This is a genomic window from Paraburkholderia sp. A1BS-2L, assembly GCF_051125205.1.
GTDB lineage: Bacteria > Pseudomonadota > Gammaproteobacteria > Burkholderiales > Burkholderiaceae > Paraburkholderia.
On record NZ_CP120428.1, the window covers coordinates 190,490 to 207,125 of the forward strand.

Annotated in this window: 14 protein-coding genes and 2 pseudogenes; 7 read left to right on the forward strand and 9 right to left on the reverse strand. The window is 57.9% G+C overall.

Annotated elements, in window-relative coordinates; translation table 11 throughout:
• Positions 1-169: 169 nt before the first annotated feature.
• From P5W98_RS00800 to P5W98_RS00815, 4 genes are all read right to left on the reverse strand, one after another.
• The gene (locus P5W98_RS00800; RefSeq protein WP_434718158.1) at positions 170-1,138 is read right to left on the reverse strand and encodes a hypothetical protein; all 969 of its coding nucleotides are present in this window, start codon (positions 1,136-1,138) and stop codon (positions 170-172) included.
• A gap of 939 nt (positions 1,139-2,077) precedes the next feature.
• Entirely contained in the window at positions 2,078-3,289 is a 1,212-nt protein-coding gene (locus tag P5W98_RS00805; protein ID WP_434718159.1) for a hypothetical protein, read from the reverse strand.
• 662 nt (positions 3,290-3,951) lie between these two features.
• Positions 3,952-4,596: a GIY-YIG nuclease family protein gene (locus tag P5W98_RS00810; protein ID WP_434718160.1), complete on the reverse strand. Its 645-nt coding sequence runs from the start codon at positions 4,594-4,596 to the stop codon at positions 3,952-3,954.
• A gap of 161 nt (positions 4,597-4,757) precedes the next feature.
• Positions 4,758-5,522 (reverse strand): hypothetical protein, encoded by a 765-nt coding sequence (locus tag P5W98_RS00815; RefSeq protein ID WP_434718161.1) that lies wholly within the window; start codon positions 5,520-5,522, stop codon positions 4,758-4,760.
• Between the two features lie 301 nt (positions 5,523-5,823).
• On the opposite strand from P5W98_RS00815, the gene P5W98_RS00820 reads away from it, so the two are divergent.
• Positions 5,824-6,561 (forward strand): helix-turn-helix domain-containing protein, encoded by a 738-nt coding sequence (locus P5W98_RS00820; protein WP_434718162.1) that lies wholly within the window; start codon positions 5,824-5,826, stop codon positions 6,559-6,561.
• Complete coding sequence (locus P5W98_RS00825; protein WP_434718163.1) at positions 6,561-7,364, forward strand: zinc ribbon domain-containing protein; 804 nt, start codon at positions 6,561-6,563, stop codon at positions 7,362-7,364. The genes P5W98_RS00820 and P5W98_RS00825 overlap by 1 nt, the downstream gene beginning before the upstream one ends.
• Before the next feature lie 1,722 nt (positions 7,365-9,086).
• Here P5W98_RS00825 and P5W98_RS00830 read toward each other — a convergent pair.
• From P5W98_RS00830 to P5W98_RS00840, 3 genes and pseudogenes are all read right to left on the reverse strand, one after another.
• Positions 9,087-10,018: pseudogene (locus tag P5W98_RS00830) on the reverse strand (IS3 family transposase); the annotation flags it as partial.
• Positions 10,019-10,289: 271 nt separating this feature from the next.
• Positions 10,290-11,312 (reverse strand): IS110 family transposase, encoded by a 1,023-nt coding sequence (locus tag P5W98_RS00835; protein ID WP_421073428.1) that lies wholly within the window; start codon positions 11,310-11,312, stop codon positions 10,290-10,292.
• Positions 11,313-11,359: 47 nt separating this feature from the next.
• Positions 11,360-11,638 (reverse strand): annotated as a pseudogene (locus P5W98_RS00840) (transposase); the annotation flags it as partial.
• 266 nt (positions 11,639-11,904) lie between these two features.
• Between P5W98_RS00840 and P5W98_RS00845 the strand changes: the two are divergent.
• A complete protein-coding gene (locus P5W98_RS00845; protein ID WP_421022789.1) occupies positions 11,905-12,129 on the forward strand; it encodes a SymE family type I addiction module toxin in 225 nt (74 codons plus the stop codon).
• A 46-nt stretch (positions 12,130-12,175) separates the two neighbouring features.
• Here P5W98_RS00845 and P5W98_RS00850 read toward each other — a convergent pair whose 3' ends face one another.
• Complete coding sequence (locus tag P5W98_RS00850; protein ID WP_421022790.1) at positions 12,176-12,625, reverse strand: SRPBCC family protein; 450 nt, start codon at positions 12,623-12,625, stop codon at positions 12,176-12,178.
• 186 nt (positions 12,626-12,811) lie between these two features.
• Here P5W98_RS00850 and P5W98_RS00855 point away from each other — a divergent pair, with 186 nt between their 5' ends.
• The 3 genes from P5W98_RS00855 to P5W98_RS00865 all read left to right on the forward strand — a co-directional run bounded on the left by P5W98_RS00855 (position 12,812) and on the right by P5W98_RS00865 (position 15,544).
• Positions 12,812-13,105 carry a hypothetical protein gene (locus tag P5W98_RS00855; RefSeq protein WP_421073429.1) on the forward strand — a complete coding sequence of 98 codons (294 nt, stop codon included), beginning with the start codon at positions 12,812-12,814 and terminating at the stop codon, positions 13,103-13,105.
• 351 nt (positions 13,106-13,456) lie between these two features.
• Positions 13,457-14,575, forward strand: coding sequence for a porin (locus P5W98_RS00860; protein WP_421022792.1), 1,119 nt, complete (start codon positions 13,457-13,459; stop codon positions 14,573-14,575).
• A gap of 162 nt (positions 14,576-14,737) precedes the next feature.
• Complete coding sequence (locus P5W98_RS00865; RefSeq protein WP_421022793.1) at positions 14,738-15,544, forward strand: hypothetical protein; 807 nt, start codon at positions 14,738-14,740, stop codon at positions 15,542-15,544.
• Positions 15,545-15,800: 256 nt separating this feature from the next.
• Here P5W98_RS00865 and P5W98_RS00870 read toward each other — a convergent pair whose 3' ends face one another.
• On the reverse strand, positions 15,801-16,106 hold the full coding sequence (locus P5W98_RS00870) for a DUF4148 domain-containing protein (RefSeq protein ID WP_421022794.1): 306 nt from the start codon (positions 16,104-16,106) through the stop codon (positions 15,801-15,803).
• A gap of 277 nt (positions 16,107-16,383) precedes the next feature.
• Between P5W98_RS00870 and P5W98_RS00875 the strand changes: the two genes are divergently transcribed.
• Positions 16,384-16,632, forward strand: a complete 249-nt coding sequence (locus P5W98_RS00875; protein ID WP_421022795.1) for a BufA1 family periplasmic bufferin-type metallophore — start codon at positions 16,384-16,386, stop codon at positions 16,630-16,632.
• Positions 16,633-16,636 lie beyond the last annotated feature (4 nt).

Consider the following 16,636-nt stretch of genomic DNA (forward strand, 5'->3'; position numbering starts at 1 on the left):
CGCCAGACACCCGGGAGCGAAATCAATGCTGTTTATATCGGCTGGTGGAGACTGAACCACGGCTGGGCACCGGCAGCCTCGAAGCTGTTCGCGCGGGACCAGCGAGGGCGGACATGGGATTCTTCTGCCCCCGTGTCTGGCAGCGAGGCAGCAAAGTCATTGCGGGTTCTTAGCGGAAGTGCGGATGTGGGTACCACGCCGGCTTTCCGATGCGACGCCGAATCATTTTCCAGACCTCCGTAGAGAGCGAAGGGTCTCGGTCACCATCCTCCGTGTCGTCGATGCGCAGCATGCGCTCAATCAGGGCGAGGGCCTCCCCGGCCGTTATCGGGCTCGAGGCCAGAAGACGTCGCAGAGGTTGTCCGAGGCGGTCCCAATGGTATTCAACTCTCTCCATCCTGCGAACGTGTCGGATAACCGTGCAGAAGAAGGCGTCCCGTTCTGCTTCCAGGGCCTGACTTTCTTCGAAGCTTTCGGCGGGTATCCCACCAAATTGCATGCGAACGTCAACGTTCGACCAGAAGTGAGGGTCGGTGCCGTCGTCAAGCCGCGCCATGATGCCCGTCGCGTAGGCGAGCGCTTCAGAGCAGGGCCGTCCGACCTGGTACGTTACCTGAAACGGCATTGGCCCTCGCGACCCATCGGATGATGAGTCATCGTCGCACTCCATGCAGGATGCGCGAAGGGGAGCGTAGAACTGCTCCTCGGACGCGAGGCCATCGAGAAACAGTTGCACCACCCGGGCTGCCGAGGCTCCCCGATATGCATCACTATCCTGCCGAAGGACGTATTGGTACTCTTCAAGTGTCGGCCGGCCGTACTCGTCATCGAAGATATCGTGCGCGATTTCATTCTCCATCCCGAAATGCAGGTCCTGATGATGTTCGGTCGCTTTGGCGCGAAGCTGACGAAGCACGCGAAGGCTCTCCCTGAATTCCACAAGTATTTGCTGCTTTTTCAACGAGTCGGCGAGCTCAGGATTCCGCTGCTCGAGCATCCACACAACCACGTCCGGGTCTACCGGGAACGTTCCGCGGCCGAGACTCTCATCACTGTCGCGCAGAAGCTGGATTGCGTAACGGAGGGATTCGTCAAGCAGAGAGTCGGATGAAGCGGCGGCAACGCGCTGGGAAATCAATGTCATTCTCCTGAAGGGGGCAAGAACTCAAGCTACATTCTTTATATAGGAACGTTTTTTAGTCGCTTTTGCTTGAGCCTTGCCGCGCAAGGCATTGGGAGAATGTCGATACGCCGCCGGTCACCCTTGTTGCTGTCTGGGCGAATTCCGAAGGAATGTCCTTGAGCGTCCAGGCGCCAATCCGGAAGGGGGCGTAGGACGCGGTCACAATCCTTCAATCTGGAAACGATTGAACTCGATGAGGCTGGCTACCAATCTGGTTCTGGGAGGGTGACCGTCGGCACAAAGATGAGCTGTCTGGGTGCGGCCGATTGTTCCATTTTCTCGATAAGCCGCAACGCATAAGTCAGGGGGCGTTCGAGCGGAGCGTCGACGTCGTTGTCCACAATTTGATGACTTGTCATTTGGGTAGTCGTAGGTATGTGGTGCGGATCTCCATATAAGGTATAGACGCCATTTTTATCGCGACGCGATTGCGTCGGACGGCGGCGTAAAACCTTTTCAACATCCAGTACCGTTCCATGATCTTCATGGATGCATCGCGCGCGCGATTAGTGTTGGCTACAAACGGCCGGACCGCGACGGCCAGCTTCTATTTCAGAGCGACGAAATGAACGACCGCACAGGCCAAACTTGCGCCGCTCGGTGGTCGGGGAGAATTCGGCCTGTCGGTTATCGAGCGGCCGCCAATAAAACGACCACCGTAAAGTTAAATGCGGCCTGTCAAGAATTACGTTGCTGAGTCATTCAGAAAGAGCGGATTTTTGACCCGCGCAGGCTAATTTTTTCAGTAAAGGGTTGTCCTACGCGTAACGCGCGCGCGAGGCGCGCTCAGGACTTTCACTAAAGATGGCTGTAAAAAACTTCAGCAATCCACTATCGAGTGCTGCCAGACACACCTGAGGTCCGGCTCAACTGCATGGAGAATCCCACTTCCCATTAATCGTCAGTGGTTTGCATGCTGACCGTAATGCCATCACGTTGTACCGAATCATTGACCCCTCGATCGGTAGATCGCTCCGAATATAACTCCGAAAGCTCTCTGGACAAGCCTTGTACGCGGACCATATCAATCGAATGGACCGAGTACGTTTTCTGTACGAGTCTCAAGAGATCCAAGGTCGCGGCTTCTACGGTGACTGTCGCATTCGTCACTCCTCGTCGGTCACGGCGTTCAGGTAATGTAACCCTCATAGGGGGCCGTTGGCTTTGGTAATCTGGACGCCGCGTATAGACCTCCATTCTCGAATCAAGCTCTTCAGCTGCTTCGTCACGCAGTATCTTCAAGATGTCGTCCTCAATTGTTCGACTCGGACCAGCCCTCAGTCGCGTAGCACGTGCTATAGCGTCCGCGTTCTTATAGAGGCCAAGGTTCTGACAGAATCCATGCAAATGTGCAGCAATAACTTCGAGCTCCGCCGTGTTGGTGTTTTGATTAAGGACTGTCTTCTCGGAATTCCATGCGCGAATCTGCAGGCGCCGCGTTGTGTCACGAGATGCATTCGGCGAAACCCGTGTCGCGATAACGATGTGGCGTGAAATGTGGACTGGAGTCGCTATGGTAGCGCTGGGCGCTATCGTCGAGACTTTCGCGTTGTGCACTTGATCGGACCACGGACGCGGTGCGGTAGTCATTGATTTCAAAGATCGGTCGGTACCCTTCGCTTCGGCCAATGCCCAATTGAAGCTACCACCTGAGGTCGCTGGGCGCAGTGCAATATAGTCAGGCCGCAATTTCGATGTATTTCTAGGGTCAGCCGCGACACGTAGTCGGCTCGGAGGATAGCTCGGATGCCAGCCATGGGTGCTCACCGGCACGATCTTGTTCGGGTAAAAGGCGCTCACGGGCGCGATCCATTGGTATCCCTCTTCGTCAAGAATTTTTCTAGCCGAAGCGACGCCTAGCATCCACGATACGAAGCCTTTCCACTGTCGCTCACAATTGCGCAGCTCGGGAACCAAGGTCAATTCGTTGGTCAATCTTGCTGCGGTGAGCAGGTACTGTGGCCACCCCATCAAGTCTGTGGCGGTGACGGATGGAAGGTTCGAAACCCAATCTGACACAAGGTATCCCGCGAGTTCGGATGTCGTCAAAGCAAGTGGGGATGATGTGGACTGTCCGACAGCCCAGTATTGACCTACGGTGGTCATGCACTTTCCTTTCTTGGAGAAATTCGTGATTCAACAGGGAATACTGCTATGTTTTTGTTCTTTTGTCAGTTGCTTTGACGAAAGTGTCGGTGATAGCGAACGGCCATTTCCTTGTCATTCCAACTATTTACCGTCATCACATTGACAGGTTCGTTTAGGCCGATGAAACACCATTCGTTGTGGGAATTAAATGACCACTGTACCTTGAAAGCCGCCGCACAAGTCGCGCCGGAACGACGGGCTGAAATGGGTCAAGGCTGTGTGAAAACGCGAATCTGCGAGTTTTCGGTGTCACTTTACCCTTCTCCAGTTGCTACCACGCCAATACAGCGCGATCTAACAGGTTGCTGAAATACCTTCTGGGAAGGGTTCGCAAAAAATTGGCGACATCACAGGAAGTCCTACAAGCCGCTCGCGTGACTCCGGTAAGGGGTAGGTCACCCCTGAAAACTGCTTCCGAGCACCCTGCAAAACGGTATTTCAGCAACCTGCTAAAGGGTCGAGTTTCACGAACACGGGGACTAGCCTGCGTCTTTACACAGCCTCGGCTAGGAACGGACAGTCACCTAATCCGATAGGACGTCGCGCTATCACTCGCTACCGGCCATTTGAATTTGAGCGGCGGCTAGAACTCAAGGGAGCGCAAAGTCTAAAAGAGGACTTCAAAAAGGCCGGCGCCGCGCGATATCGTAGTTGACTCGATCCAACAGCAATTGCGGACCAGCTATGGTGAGAGGAGTGCGTGGCCCCATCGCGGCTAACTCTGCAAGAAAATTTGGCCTCGCATCCCACCTACGGTAGTTGCAGTGCAATTCTTCTAGATACATTGCCGGTGCTGCAAATCGGATGTATTCATCTAATTGCTCGCGGTGAAGCAGCGCCTCGTATGGATTCACCTCCGGAAGATATATCGTCCTGGTGAAGTCGTACTCCCCCTCATCCCAATCAATGCTGAGGACATTCGGAATTATTTCCACCAATATCGATAAGACATCTGGAGGAGATGCCGTGCACCATTCCGATTCAATGCCCGACGACAGGTGACCAATAAAACTAATGTGGAGCTTTCTGCGCAAATAATTTTCGATGCGTGTTAGATCGGAATGATTCGGTACGTGAAAAGCTGCAAACAACGCGTAATACGGATTTGTCGTCGACTCCCGAATGCGTTTGAATATTGGTCTTGTCGTTATACCTATCTTCGTTTGGTCCAAATGGCGGTAGTCGTATGCGAGGTAAAGCCACCCCGTCCAGTTTGGATTGGGACCGCCTAGATGTGACGGCATATCTAAATTTAAGTAAAACATCTGTACTCCCTCCCGAATTCAGCATTATGCCCCTACGCCACGACGCTGAGCCCGATGCGTCCGGGGTGGTCTGGTTGGCAACCCCGCATTCGCTGCGGGTTGCCGGTTGTGAAAAGCTGAATGCCTTTTCAACTAGTCTGCCGCGTGCTGAGCCCAAGCGGTCAAGCCGCGGCGCGCAGTGTGCTGATATTTTCGCCACGCAACGCGACCACCCCAAGATACAACGTGATCGGCACAGTCTTCCTGAAGGCCGGACCTTGCAGGTCGCACGCAACCCACGCTGCAGACAGCGCCCAAACAATCGGACCTATGGCATTGATCCACGGGTTGCGTTTGAGCAATTCCTTGATGAGTTGTTTTGCTGCTTCCCGTCCAATGATCTGGGTAATCATGGACACGATGATCGTCTCAATTATGCCGAGCGTGATCTCTGGCCCGAGGATTTTCATGACGACCGGTAACACGGCCACCTTCCCATTCTTCTTGAGATGATCCTTGATCAGATCAAGTTTGATTTCATCAATTCCCATGTCCGTGAACGCTTTTGCAAGCTCTTGAGGAGACTTCGAAGCCAACTCCTTTTCCACCATGGCAGACGCGACGCGCTGGAGTTTGGCTTCCAGACATCCACCCATCTTGACGTTCAGCTTCATTTTCTTGATGACATCACGGATTATCTCGTCACTGGAGACGCCTGGATCGTCCCTAAAAATCAGACGGGTTACATACGCTACGTCCGAAGAACCGTAGTACCGGATCTGCTGATCCATCAGGTCAATGAGAGATTGTCTGGCACCTGGGTTCTCGCCTGCACACGCAAGGAGACGTTTGCGCTTTCTGTCATCGATGAAGGACAGGTAGCTGTCCAGCATGTCGCTGATGTACACCAAGTCGTGAAGTTCACACTTTTCAAGAGCGGTTTTCATTCGATTCTCCAAAGGTTGTTGTCACAGAGGGATCGCAGGGCATCCGCAGTCAACGGCTTTGCGTCCTTGCGTGAAACTGATTCTCGAGGGAACGAGGTTTCAGGAGAAAGCGCGAATTCCAGTTATCTGGACAACTGGCAAAAATATGATAGCTAGCTGGAATGTGGGGTAATATTCTGTCGTCGTTTGCCGCATTCATCAAATGCAGAGTTGTCGACCACGTTTCGACGTGGGACGAACCTGTGCACGACTGACACGACAATTAACAAATGCGTAATTCAGCGCAGCGGAGATTGAAGGGATGGCCAGACCGAAGAAACTTGCGCGCGCCGTCGACCACGCGGCCCACCCTCTTTATGAACAAGTGCGGCGGCGTATCGCTCGTGCGGTAGACAACGTCTGCGAGGTTGCGGGAGGAACTGATGGCCGGGGCAATCCCAACAGGATCAGCCAGGCTGAACTGGCCCAGCGGGCAGCCATCCCTCGTGCAACGCTTTACAAATATCTCAGCTGTCGGAGAGCGAGTGCGGAAGTCACCGGGTCGCCAACGTTGCGAGACGTGGTAGGAATCGCTCATGCGCTCAATATCCCCCCCGCGTTTCTGCTATTTACGGACGAAGACTGGGCGCGAGTTGATGCTGCGCTCCTGGCGGTCATCGCAGCAGTTCAGAAAAAGGAACTTGGCTACCGCATGCAGTCGCTCGGCGAGGAATTGCAAAGCGGAAGAGTGAAGGTGGCGGATCTCTCGCTGGAGTTGGCACCGTTGATCTTCGGGCAACATCCGCCGAATCAGGTGATCGATCCAGAAAGCGGAGAGCCATCATCTTCGGACCAGGCAAAAAAAGAGAACAAAAACAGGCTGCTCGCTCAAGGATTGATCAACACCGCGCTCGTACCTCGATATGAGCGATTCAGGCCCAAGTCTGGCGTGGAGAGTAGTGCTTCGAAAGGAAGAGGTATTCTTGCGTTTCTTTTCAGTCTTGCCATGGCGCAAAGCAACGGAGTCGTGCCGGATGTGCCCTCCCTGGAGTTAGATTAATGTCGACTATCGACCGTGACCTTGATCCAGTCCTCGAGCATGGAGATCCCGACGATCTCGCTGTTCTTGCCGACTACATCACCGACAATGGTGCAGGTCGCCTCTCGCTGGATAGCGACGTCTGCAAGACCCTCCATGGTGCAAGAGTCGACCGAGACTTCGGTGATGTCGAGCGATCTCTCATCGCGAAGGAAATTCGTCTATTTGGTGGCAACTCCATCATCAATTTGTTCCGCGGCGATGGCGTGCCCTATGCCGAAGTGCTAAGGGATGTCGCGTCCCATATCGGCGTCGGATTCTCCAAGACTACGGTAGCTTCCGAAATTGAAGAGCGGTTGCTTAGGCACCTGCTCGGTCGAGCGCTCGAAAAGATGTCCGAATCCGAACGGACTGCCATTCTCACGGACCTCGAAATGGAGGCACTTGTCGGTAAAAAGCCGGCCGCGATGGCGCTCGCGTTGACTGGTTGGGAACTCCGTGGCCCCGCGACTTACAAGCTCGCTGTCATCATGGCCAACGCGTTAGCGAGGACTTTGGCGGGCCGCGGTCTGGTATTTGGCGCAAATGCTGCTCTCGGTCGTACGTTGGGCATTGCATTGGGTCCGATCGGATGGGCGGTGACTGGTCTATGGTCAATTGCGGATTTGGCGAGCCCCGCCTATCGGGTAACAGTGCCGTGTGTGGTTCAGTTAGCGTACATGCGGCAGAAAATGAAGATTTCGAAGAACTGCCCTTCCTGTCGTCAGCCGGTAGAGTCAAGCGCTAAATTCTGTCCGAACTGTGGTCACAAGCTGAAGAAATAGCTTCAAGCAGTATAGTGCGCCCCGTCTCTTGGACAATAGCCAGATTCTTTCGACTGTTCACCGACCGTCCAGTCGACGAAATCTCTGAGATTGTTGCGGACGAGGAGGCTATCAACGAAGCCAAGAAGCGGCTTGCAGACAGCAACGCGGCTCGAGACGACCGTCCGAAATGGACGAATGACCTGACGTACGCCGCCACTTCCGCGAACGACCGCATAGGGTCAGGTCGAACTGAGCCGCACACCACTCGGCTTAGTTCGGCCGGTGGTCGTCGCTGCGTTGTAGGCCCATACAGCGCCCGTTCGTGCAGGCGATAACATGAACCGGCCGTGCGCCAATCCAATCTTTGGGCTTGTAGGTCCGCGAACGTCGCGGATGACTCGGGCGGCAGTTTGCCCGCCGCTTCCAGCATGGCGCGCAAACGTGTCTCAATGGAAACGAGTGTCTTGCGCAATTGTTCGGGTGCTTGTGCGTCCTCCTCGGCGCAGCGCGCGCTCCACATTTCAACGAGGCTGAAATACATCAAATCAAGCCGCCCCTCTGTGAGCGAGGCGCAGGTCTGATATTGACGAGCGCGCTCCAACTCACGCCTGCGCGTTTCCTCGGTTGTCTGTTCTTTCATATCGGCGAGCAGGCGGCTCAACCGCGCGTCAATGTCGTCATGCGCTTCCCCGTCGTGGCGCGCATTGACCGCCAACGGATCCACGCGGTGAGCATCGGGAACTGCACCTGGCGCCGCTCTTGCCCCAGCCGACGCGCCGTAAAGCCCTACAAACTTTGCCTCGTTAGTGTGCATCTCATGTCGAACGGAAATGCAAGCTGTGCGGCAAGAATCTCCTCGAATCGCCAATCACGCCAGCCGACGAGGGCACACACCGCCGTAAGCGCCAAGGCGTGCGGCCGAGCGAATGAGGTCTGGTGCTTGGCACCGGGGCGGGAGGCAGGGCACGGCGCCATCATGCTCTCCTTGCGGCGATGGGAACCGCGGCTGGCGCATGGGCAGCGGACGGACTAAAGTGTGAGTGACTAGGTAGCAGTGAATAACCGCTTCTGCCTGCAACATGGCGTGATGACCCGATGGACGTGTTCGACATGATGTGGTCCGAGTTCGAACCCGGATTCCCAGTGTACTGGCGGATGGGGCCGTTGCGGGGGCAACCTAAAAAGCCGCTAACAGGATTTCGTTTTTTTTATTTCAAAAAATCAGACAATACGGTAGCCCTCCGCACAACTGGATATCCGAGTCGTACCAAAGTACCCCGGAAACCCCGCGTAGCGTAAGGTGCCGTCGCTATATCGGACGCTTGTCCCGCATGGGCCAGGTCTTTCCTCGAACTCCCTATCCACTCCGTGGAAACTAGCAACGGCATCGCTCGTCTGACCCAACCATTGAATTCCATTGTCGAAGGCAGCGAGTTGCGCGAATACGTGATGACACTACTTGCTGCCGTATGTGCAGATCAAAGGCACGGTATATCTGCTCTCGATCCGCCACCATCGACGGCTTTCGTTCGATCTGGCCAGCTTGAACGGATGGACCAAACATCCTGTTGTCCTTGCGATCGATGGGGCTTCGAATGGCGAGTCATTTAAGGCGGTAAAAGCGGCGCATAAGGTTATGACAAGGGAGGGCGTAGCCCCGATACAATTGTATTTTTAAAAATCATTTGCACATTGAATGAAATTGGAGTTGCCCCTGTAACTCAGGACACGCGGACACCGTTAGGTTGATGACGCCGCAGCCCGCCTGAACTCGCGAGGCGAGCGGTATTTCAGGGCTTTGTGCGGGTGACGCTCGTTGTAATGCTCAAACGCAACAGCCAGACGCGAGAGCGCCGTCGGCGCATCGGGCTTGTCCATATAGGCGACGTAATTGTGCTTCATGGTCTTCACGAACGACTCGGCCATACCGTTGCTCTGCGGCGAGCGCACGGGCGTGGTCAGCGGTTCCAAGCCCAACTCGCGTGCAAAGCTCCGAGTGCGATGGTCGATGTAGGCCGAACCGTTGTCTGTCAGCCATTCGATGGGCTGCGTCGTCTGCGTGGTGCCGAAGCGCTGTTCGACGGCCGCCAGCATCACGTCGCGCACCACGTCGCCGCTATGCCCACCGGTCGTCGCCGCCCAGCTAATCGCTTCCCGGTCGCAGCAATCCAACGCGAATGTCACGCGCAACGGCGTGCCATCGTCGCACCGGAACTCGAAGCCATCCGAACACCAGCGGGCATTACTCCGGTCCACGGCAACGCGGCCGTCGTGCCGTCGCCTGTCTCGACGCACGCCGGGACGGCGCAGCAGCAACTGGTGCTCGTGCATCACGCGATAGACGCGCTTGTGGTTAATGCATGGCGCGCTGACCATCTCGCGACTGCGACGCAGCAGCGCCCAGATGCGCCGGTAGCCGTAGGTCGGCAAGTGCGCCATGTGGGCCTGGACTTCTTCGACCAGCTCCGTGTCGTCGGTCGGTCTGGCGCGGCGACCATCCTGCCAACCGGACGAGCGAAGCCGTTTCACCGCCAAGCCAGAGCGCGCCACGCCGAGAACTTCGCAGACCGTTTTCAATGGTCGTCCCCCGGCAACAAGGGCGAGCGCGCAATCAGGTTTTTTGAGCGACCCCACTCGACGGCTTCTTTCAGGATTTCGACTTCCATCGTCTTCTATATGGACGCCTCCGGCTTGCCAAGGACTTGTTGCGTTGTCGAACAGATACAGGCTGCGGTTTTATATTCGGCCCGTGCAGGTCGATGCCCGCTGGCCCCAATGGAATCCGCTGACTCAATCCTCATTTTTGCCACGGACCATCACGTCCGGAAGACGATGCAGGTTTGATGAGTCCCGGTCTTACCTGTTTGCCATTGCAACGTTACCTTGCGCAACCTTGAACTATAGAGTCTATATTGAGTACAACATAGTACAGTGGAAAGTCAGCTATGCCGTCGTAGGTGGTGGATAACTAGCGCTGTAAGAGCGTCCGTGAGCCAGGAGAGCCCAAATAGTCCGCGCTATCTTGTTTGCCAGAGCAACGACTACCACATTGAATGGGCGTCGCATGCTTAATTGCACCGCCCATGCCCCCGGGTCTTTCGCATGCTTCATAACCGAGCGTGCCCCGTGAACCATGAGGGTGCGCAGATACCGGTCTCCTCTTTTGCTGATTCCAAGCAGGCGGACTTTTCCACCAGTTCCAAACTGCGCGGGAACAAGTCCTAGCCACGCCGCAAATTCCCGGCCGGAACGGAAGGCTTTAGGGTCGCCCATTGAGGCGACTGCAGCAGTGGCAGTGAGGAACCCTACGCCCGGGATTTCCGCAATTGCCCTGCAGGCTGGGTTTTCACGTAGCCATGCACGGAGTCTCTGCTCAATGACGGTAATCTGCTTGTCGATGTCGACAAGCCGTTGCCACTGTTCCCGAAGTGAATCTATCAATACCCGGGGCAAACGTGAATCGAGACGTAGCAGGAGTTCTGGCATGGCACGGTTCATGGCTGCACGCCCAACGCCCATCACCTCTCCGTATTCGCCCAGCAAACCCCTTAGGCAGTTGGACTGGGAGCGTCGGAATACAACCAGCTGCTGTCTTATGCGATGCAACGCGAGAACGGCCTGCTGAGCTTCGGTCTTAACCGGTACGGCTCTCACCCCCGGATGTTTTGCAGCTGCCCAGATAGCGCGCGCGTCGGCGACGTCGTTCTTGTTTCCTGTCACGAACGCCTTGACGAGCTTGCCGGGCATCAGTTTGACCTCGTGCCCGAGTTCAGTGAGGCGACGTGCCCAGTGCTGTGAACCTCCGCAAGCTTCCATTCCAATAAGGCAGGGCTCGCGATTAGCAAAGTGCTCTAGGAACTCACTGCGACGGACCTGCCTGTCGAACACTTCACCAGTATCCGCAGCTATCCAGTGCAGTTGGAAGACCCGCTTGGCGATGTCCACGCCCACGACTGTCGGCTCCATTTGTGCTCTCCCGGTAGGATGAGACCTCAATTATGCGATGAGGAGGCGTCCATACCATTTTTCCCGAGCAGCCGTTGCAGCTCCTTGATTTCCTTGATGGCAGCGGCCAGCTCCGAGGCGGGCACAACGGTTTCGCCCGCTTGCACCGCAGCCAGACTGCCTTCCTGGTATTGCTTGCGCCAGCCGAACACCTGGTTCGGGTTCACGCCGTGCCGCCGAGCCACGGCAGATACCGATGCGCCCGGCGCCAGCGTTTCCTGCACGATGGCGATTTTTTCTTGGGCCGTGCGCCGCCGACGACGCTCCGGCTCGGTCAGAATTTCGATGGATTCCACGTAATGACTAGGCTTACTGATAGGCACAAGACTATCCCTTATTTTAAGAGAGTCCGCGTGTCCTCAGATACGTGGGGCCGCTCCAGAAATCAAATGCGATTTAGGTGGCCTGTGCTATTTTATAAAATAAATAGGATGTCATATTAAGTGGCAAAGATATCAGAGGGGAATTCAACGCTGTAACCGAAGCGCGGGCTGCAAGTGTTACCGGCACTCACAGCCCGCTAACCGCAACCAACTCATCACGGGAGTTGACCATGGCTGGCCCCAATCTTAATGCATTGCACGCACATCCTGTGCGTCACGTGACCATTCAGAAGTCTTGGCGATATCGCCGCATCAACGCACGAACCCACACCGACCCGCCGCTATATCCTTGGATCAAACTCGCCGGTCGATGGCTAGAACTCGCAGGCTTCGAAGCAGGGCGGCGCGTAAGGCTAGAAGTGCACGAAGGCAAACTTGTGATCACGCAGGATTAAGTAGAACTACAAACGAAAACCCCGGCCCCCACCGGGGTTTGTCCTTCTAAGGCTCCCGAATCTCCGCCTCCACCAGCGTCTTCAACAACGCCACCGACTCCTGCCACCCAAGATAACAAGCCTCAACCGGAATAATCTCAGGAATCCCTTCCTGCACCGCATTCAACTCCGTCCCGCAAAACACAGCACGCAGCGAAACCGTAGTCTCCATCACCCCAGGCAAATTCGGATCATCAAACACGCCCGTATACCGAATCCGCTCCCCCGGCACGAGCTCCAGATACTCCCCACCAAACGAGTGACTGGCGCCATTGGTGAAGTTCGTAAACGACATACGATACTTCCCGCCCACAACCGCATCAAGCTGATGCACGGTCCCGGTAAACCCATTCGGCGGCAGCCATTTAGCCAACGCGGCGGCATCCAGAAACGCGCGATAAACCCGCTCAGGCGGCGCCGTAAAAACACGATGAATTCGAACAGTACCCGTAGCCATATCCACCCTCCACGCAGTCACAAATGAGCAAAACGACAAACCCAATCACCCAGGGATTCTAGGCGACAGCCCAATAAATCGACTCCAGCAAGCCCCCGCACCGCAGCAACCCAACCCGTCCCAGTGCCCTAAACTAAACCCTATGCCCCGGGCCACCCGCCCGCACCCAGTCCCTCGGAGGCCACCATGCCCGCCGCGCAGCTTGAGACTCAAAAAGTCGATTACGAAGGTTTCGAGATCCACGTCAGCGCGATGCCGGTCCAGGAAGGCGGCACGCGCTATACCTACACTGCCTATGTCTGCCACCCAGGCGCGGACATCACACGGCCGGGCCACTCGGTCCCGTACCATCCGGACGGCGAGGAAACCTTCCGCAGCGAGCAAGAAGCGGTGGAAGAGGCGGCACATGTGGGCCGGAGCATCATCGAGGGCACGCATCCCGATCTTTCGGTGCTTTCGCTCGTGACCCACGGCTACTAGTCAAACCGCAACTAACAGCCCCAGCCGGGCAGCCTTAACGCGCACACTCGCGGCGCAGCATCCACGCTGCGCCCGGAGTCAACTCGCGTCCGCCAAGAACGCCGCGTCCAGCTTGCAGCGTCACACTCGCACCACAAGCTCCCCCCTTGATCAACTCTTTCGTTGCGCATCCCCATCGCTTCCTCAAAAATTCCGCTTCGCGCTCAGACAGGTATTGCGTAATGAATACGATTCTTATTAACATTTCCAGAGTGTAAGGTCCGCAGGTCGTGCGCGCGCCTGAACAGCGCTGCCGCACCGTACCGTCCCTGCGCCGCAACAAGCCACAACCATTCACCGTCCAGCACTCTCATGACTCGCCCTTCGCACAAGGCCGCGCTTGCCGCCGCCTGCGCCGCTAGTTTTCTCAGCCTGAGCGCATCCGCGCAGGCTCAATCCACCGTCACGCTCTATGGCGAGATCGACGCGGGCCTTGCCTATGCGAACAACGTCGGCGGACACTCGCAATATCAGCTCACCTCGGGTCTCGTCGACGGCAGCTTCTGGGGCCTGCAAGGCAGCGAGGATCTCGGCGGCGGCATGAGGGCGCTGTTCCGTCTCGAGCACGGTTTCGCGCCGGCCAGCGGCGAGGCGCGCAACGATCACCCGTACTACGTCGGCCTCCAATCGGAGACGTTCGGCACGCTCACGCTCGGTCGCCAGTACGACTCGGTCCACGATTATTTCGCGCCCTTCACGCTGACGGGCGGCGTCGGCGGCACCGCGTTCGCGCATCCGTTCGACAACGACAACGCCAACAATTCGTACCTCGCCGCGAACGCCATCAAGTACGCGAGCGCGAACTATGGCGGCTTCACGTTCGGCGGTATGTACGCGTTCTCGAACGGCGCGGGCCGTTTCGCCGATAACCGCGCCTACAGCATCGGCGCGAACTATTCGGGCGGCGCGTTCAGCGCGGGCGTTGCGTGGCTGCACAACAATGGCCGCGGCGCGACAGACAACGGCGCTTACGAGCCGTTCGCGCTGCCGGGCTCGGGGGACACGGCGGGTGCGGTCATCGATACTTTCGTCGGCAAGCAGGACACCATCGGCGTCGGGGCGAACTATGTGATCGGCGATGTGACGCTCGGCGCGGCGTGGTCGCGCTCGATTCAGACCGGTGTCGTCGATGCGCAAAGCGGCTTTGGGCTGCCGTCCGTCGCGTTCAGCAACTACGAGGTCAACGCGGTCTGGCAGGTCACGCCGGCGGTGGCGCTCGCGGGCATGTACGTCTACACGAAGGGCGCGGACGCGCACTGGCACGAGGGCGCGCTGCAGGCGGTCTATCAGTTCTCGAAGCGCACCGACGCCTACGCCGAAACGATCTATCAACGCGCGACAGCGGGCGCGCCCGCGGCAATCAATTCGTTCGATCCTGCCAGCGGACGTAACCAGCTCGTGGTCGCCACGGGTATCCGCCACCGCTTCTGATCCCGGCGCGCTTTCGGGCGCGCGTGTTCGCGCGCCGGTCGCTGCATGATGGCCGGCGCGTGAATCCAGGCAGTCAGGGCGCCGGTCAGCGCATTCGCGCGTGCGCTGCTACCATCGGCCGTTCTCCCCTCATCGCCGTCCTCATGGCGGTCTTCTGCCCCGATGCTCGCGCTCAAGCTCACGCTCGTCCCGCTCTTCCTGTTGTTCGTCTCGATGGCCGGCAAGCACTGGGGGCCGAAGGTTGCGGGCTGGCTAGCCGGGTTGCCCGTGATCGCGGGTCCGATTCTCTGGCTGCTCGTGATGGAGCACGGCAATGCGTTTGGCGCGCGCGCCGTCACGCTCTCGCTTTACGCGATCCTCGCGTCCGAGGCGTTCAATTTCGCTTATGCATGGACGTGCCGCGCGCGGCCCTGGTGGTTGGCGCTCGCGGTGGCCTTCGCTGCGTGGTTCGCCGCCGCGTGCGTGCTGTCGCGCTTGCCGGTGTCGTGGCCGTGGGCGCTGGGCGTGGCGCTGGCCGCTACGCTGTTTGGCCAGGCGTTCCTGCCGCGCAGCACCGTGGTGGCTGCCGGCGCGCCGCTCGCGCGCGCCGATCTCGCCGGGCGCATGGCGGCCGGCGCTGCGCTTACGCTGTCCGTCACGGCCTTGTCCACGCGCCTCGGCCCCGTGTGGAGCGGTCTGTTCGCGGTGTTTCCGTTGCTCAGCAGCGTGATGGCCGTGTCGTCGCATCGCGCGCACGGCGCGGCGTTCGTGATTGCGCTGCTGCGCGGGATGGTGCTCGGGCGCTTCGGGTTTGCGGCGTTCTGTCTGGTGTTGTCGCTGGGACTGCAACATCAGTCGGCGACGCTGGCATTCGCCGAAGCGGTGGCGGTCGCCATGCTGGTTCAGGCGGCGAGCGGACGTCTTGCGCGGCTCAAGCGCGCGGATCCCGCGCAAAGCGGCGTGCGTGCCGATGCCGTTTCCACGGAGTAACCGGCGGGCGGAGTCAACGAGACAGAGGTGAGGAAAAAGGCCCGGACAACGTGTGTCCGGGCAAGCCGCCGGTTTACCGGCGGCGGAGGTTTTCTGTGCGAGCGTCGCGCGCGGCGCTCGAGATGCCGCGAGGCGACGTCATCTAATTCGATTGCGCAAAAACTGATGGGCCCGCTCTCCAATTCGATCGAGAGCGGGCCCGTCCGGTGTGTTTCTCGCAGCGCGCCGCTGGGCGGGGCGCTGCCTTCGACAGCGCTTACTGGCCGAAGTAGACCGACTTGGCCGGCGTCACGCGGCTGCCGGCTTGCGTCGAGCCGTTGGTCGATGCGCCGTAGGCCGTGGCTTCGGCCGTAGCGCTCTGCTGCGCGACCTTCGCTTGTGCGGCTTGAATGTCGGCCGGGTAGTACGGGCTCGAGACGCCCGGGCGATAGCCGGCCTGTTCGAGTTGCACGAGTTCTGCGCGAACCTGGGCGCGGGTCAGCGGCTGGCTTTGTTGAGCGAACGACAGAGCCGGGGCGGCAAGAACGGTAGCGGCAAGGGCTGCAGCAATCAGGGTCTTCATGATCAATAACCTCCAAGGTTTATCTTTAGAACCGTAACAATGAGTTTGTTCGATTCGTTGATGTAACTTTATTGCTACGAGGTTCGAAGATAAATATCGAGATACGGCAAATATCATTGCAAAAATGAATATAATCGCCGCTGGCTCAGGCCGTGCTGGGCTTTGGGCGTGCCGACGCGGGGGCAAGCTTTGCGGAGCCAATGGTGAGGCAAAATATTGCGCGAGAGGCCGTGCGGCGCGGCTCACGCGCCTCTCGTTACCTTCAGGGAGATTTCCGATGAAAAACGCATTGAGCCGTCAGGCCGTGATGGCCGCTGCGCTGGCGGGTCTTGCAGCGGCAGGCGTCGCGAACGCCGCCGATACGGTGAACTGCTATGGCGTCGCCAAGGCTGGCCAGAACGATTGCGCGAGCAAGACCGGCGTGCATGATTGCGCGGGCCAGGCCAAGGTCGATCACGACAAGGGCGACTTCAAGACGATGCCCAAGGGCACTTGCGAAAAGCTCGGCGGCACGCCGGAAACGTAAGCAA